Below are 3,373 nucleotides of genomic sequence, written 5' to 3'. Positions count from 1 at the left end.
AGTGAGATTACGATGTCGCCCGTGACGTCTTTCGGCTTGAAGTGCACCGTTTCTTTGATCGGGTAGTCCCTAATCGGTTGGATGTTCGGTTCGCGTGGTCTCTATGCGGGTAGTGACGGCAGCTCGAACGGCGGGTTCGGCCGCTTAGCCCTCACGACGGTTTTTGTTTCTCCGCCCGCTCTTCGGCGTAAAGGGCCTCATTCTGCGCCTCCAAGATGCGCGTAGCGTCGTCTATGCGCTCGGCGCACCTCTCGCTTATCGACCTCAGGGCCAGGACCCCCTCGACGTCGAGCGGGTCCAGCTGGTCGGCGTGCGCCAGGGACTCGAGCAACTGGTCCAGGCCCCTCGTCAGCCTCCCGGCATCGCACACGGCATCGATCAGCTCCATGCGCTCCAACTTCTCTTCGTAGCCCAATATCAGCTCGACTCCTTCTCTCAACGGACGTGTTGCGCAGCACCGTAGCCGTTCCGCACGGAGAACCACCTCGCCGCCAGCAATCCCGTGCGCATATCGGCCGCAAGCGGCGCGGGAAATGCCGTCCCGTTTCGGACCGATTCGCCGCGACTCGGGGACCAGCCTCCGTCCTCCACGCGACGTCCCGACGTAACCCTCGCGAGCGCCCCAGCAATCGCCGACAGATCGCATCCCATGTCCGGAAGCCCCGGCGCCCATGCCCGATTCCATGCCGCACGCCTTCGCCCCATTGATCCGAAACACCGCCCTGGCGCTCCTTGGACGCGCAGGGTCGCACGCCGGCGGGCGGCCCGCAAGGGCCGCGACACTTTTTCGGGTTCTTCGCCCCATGCGCTCCGCGCGCGAACAACGCGAAAAACTGACGTCGGGAGATTTCTATAACCACGCCCGACTTCGCTTCCTCCCTTGCAGGCACGCCCGCGCTGCATGCGACTCACGCGGCGCAAGGCACGCCACAGGGGCGGGCCTCAGAGTCTAAGGAGCAAGACATGAACGACATGAAGGAAAAGGCGATGGGCGCGGTCAGGGCCTTCCTCGAGCGCAAGGGCTACGAGATCGTCGACGAGGCCTGGCAGGGGCCCGAGGGCATCGGCGGGATCGACCTCGTGGCGGTGGACGAGGACGGGACCCTGGTCTTCGTCGACGCCACGGTCCGGATCGGGACGGACGGCTTCCCCGAGGCCCACAGGGCGCGCGGGCTGCGCGAGGCGCTGGCGGCGACGTGGCTCGCGGGGAACAGCGACGACTACGCAGACACCCCGGTCCGCTTCGACGAGGTGGCGATGATGGTCGTCAAGGAGAACCGAGCGCTCCTTCGCCACCACATCAACTGCTTCGGCGAGATGGAGCCGCTCTCCTAGGCGGCGCGCCCGGCCCCGGGCTCCCGGGGCCGGGCTTTTCCCGAATCCGACCCTGTACCACGAAAGCGTACACATCCGTACGTTTTCGTGGTACACTCCGCTTGTCGGACAAATCCGTACGGTTTTGTCCCGACGCTCCGAGACTCGGGGCGCGCCGGACCGGATGCGGCGAGGCGCGCCCCACGCTAGAGAGGACGCGACCCATGCGCACGATAGCCATTTCCAACTACAAGGGCGGCGTCGGCAAGACGACGACCGCCGTGAACCTGGCGGCGATCTTCGCCGCCCGGGGCCTTCGGACCCTGCTCGTCGACCTCGACCCGCAGGCATCTGCCACCGACTTCTTCGGCCTCTACGATCGGGCCGCCTCCGAGCGGCGCACCTCGGTCGAGCTGCTCTACGGCGGCGCACCCGTGGAGGAGGTCGCCTACGCCGCCGGGGAGAGCCTCGACGTGGTGGCCTCGACCATCGACCTCGTCGACCAGAACGAGATGCTCCTGCGCGAGCAGCGCCTCAAGTTCGCCCTCGACGACGCCTCGGGCTCCTACGACGTCTGCCTCATCGACTGCAGCCCCGTGATGCGCAGGCTCGCCTTCAACGCCTACCTCGCCGCCGCGGAGGGCGGCATGGTCGTCATCCCCGTGAAGCTCGACTCCACCGTGATGCGCGGCACTGCGCTCACCGTGGAGGCGACGCGCTCCATCTCAGACGCCCTGCGCATGCCCACGCCCAGATGGAAGATACTGCGCACCTGCGTGCCCGGCCGCATGACCAACGCCGAGGCCACGGGAGCGGCCGTGCTCGACGGGTTCTTCCCGGGCGAGCAGTTCGAGACGGTCATCCACGCGAGCAGCAAGGTCTGCGAGGGCAGCTGGCAGTGGAAGCCGGTGGCCGCCTTCGAGCCGGGGAGCCGCCCCGCGCGCGACTACGAGGCGCTCGCAGACGAGGTGTCCCGTGAGCTCGCCTAGCCAGGTGGCCGCGGGCTTCACCATCACGGGGCTCCTCGACGGCGCTGCGCGCACCCGCGGACGCTACCCGGTGTCCGAGATCGCGGTGGCCGACATCGCCGACCACCCGGAGAACGCCGCGTACTCCATGGACCCGGCGGGCATAGCCGAGCTCGCCGAGTCGATACGCCAGGACGGCCTCACCGACCTGCCGCTCGTGCGCAAGGTCGGCGACGGCTCATGGCAGATGGTCTCCGGGCACCGGCGCAAGGCCGCCTACGCGCTGCTCGCGAAGGACGACCCCGCCTACGAGAGGATGCCCTGTCGCGTGATCGAGGGCATCGACGACGAGCGGGCGGTGACGCTGCTCCACGCCGCGAACTACTTCACCCGCGCGCTCACCGTGACCGAGCGCGCCGCCGCTACCGAGGCGCTCAGGGGCGACGCCGTGCGCCTGCGCTCCGAGGACCCGTCGCTTTCCGGCATGCGCGTCGACGACGTGAAGGCCGCCATCATCGAGCGGCAGACGGGCCGCAAGGTCTCCGGCAAGACCATCGCGCGCGAGGAGAGGCTTGCCCGCAGGATCGCCGAGGACCTCTCGCCCGAGTGGGCCGCCGAGGCCGACCGCGGCAACCTCAGCGCCGAGGCGGTGCGCTCGCTCGCGGGCATGCCGAAGGAGCGCCAGGCGGAGATGCACGCCGCCATGGAGCCCTGGCGGCGCACCAAGCGGGAGCTCTCCGACTACGTGAGGAGCGAGGGCAAGACACAGGCCGGCCCCGACGGGCGCATCGCCAAGGCCGCGAGGCTCGTCGCCGATTTCCTGGAGAGCCCGCCCGAGAGCCCGAGCGCGGCCGACCTCTCGCTGCTGCGCGAGATGGCGCTCATGACCGCTCCGTACGCGGAGGCGGGCACCGATGCCCGAAAGCGCCGCAGAAGGGCCTCAGGCCCGAAATCCAGCAAGTAGCCTATGGCGTCCGACATCGCGTCGGGCGTCCATAGCACTTGGGGACCGGGCGGCCTCGGACCCGTCATGCCGCGGGCCGTTCGGGAGCCCGCTTTCGCGAGGCCCGGTCCCAGGGGCGGCGCCCGAG

At 69.1% G+C, this 3,373-nt stretch carries 4 protein-coding genes; 3 read left to right on the top strand and 1 reads right to left on the bottom strand.

Features of this window, described 5'->3' with window-relative positions; translation table 11 throughout:
- Positions 1 to 151 precede the first annotated feature (151 nt).
- Positions 152 to 415 (bottom strand): hypothetical protein, encoded by a 264-nt coding sequence (locus GPA_RS14390; RefSeq protein WP_231847661.1) that lies wholly within the window; start codon positions 413 to 415, stop codon positions 152 to 154.
- 548 nt (positions 416 to 963) lie between these two features.
- Between GPA_RS14390 and GPA_RS14385 the strand changes: the two genes are divergently transcribed.
- The 3 genes from GPA_RS14385 to GPA_RS14375 all read left to right on the top strand — a co-directional run bounded on the left by GPA_RS14385 (position 964) and on the right by GPA_RS14375 (position 3,246).
- Positions 964 to 1,335, top strand: a complete 372-nt coding sequence (locus tag GPA_RS14385) for a YraN family protein (protein WP_015540326.1) — start codon at positions 964 to 966, stop codon at positions 1,333 to 1,335.
- Between the two features lie 203 nt (positions 1,336 to 1,538).
- A complete protein-coding gene (locus GPA_RS14380; protein WP_015540325.1) occupies positions 1,539 to 2,303 on the top strand; it encodes a ParA family protein in 765 nt (254 codons plus the stop codon).
- On the top strand, positions 2,290 to 3,246 hold the full coding sequence (locus tag GPA_RS14375) for a ParB/RepB/Spo0J family partition protein (protein WP_041239709.1): 957 nt from the start codon (positions 2,290 to 2,292) through the stop codon (positions 3,244 to 3,246). Before GPA_RS14380 ends, GPA_RS14375 begins: the two co-directional genes overlap by 14 nt.
- Positions 3,247 to 3,373: the final 127 nt, after the last annotated feature.

The sequence above is a fragment of the Gordonibacter pamelaeae 7-10-1-b genome (assembly GCF_000210055.1).
Lineage (GTDB): Bacteria > Actinomycetota > Coriobacteriia > Coriobacteriales > Eggerthellaceae > Gordonibacter > Gordonibacter pamelaeae.
Note: the sequence above shows the minus strand (reverse complement) of the source record. Positions and strands in the feature narration are given on the sequence as shown.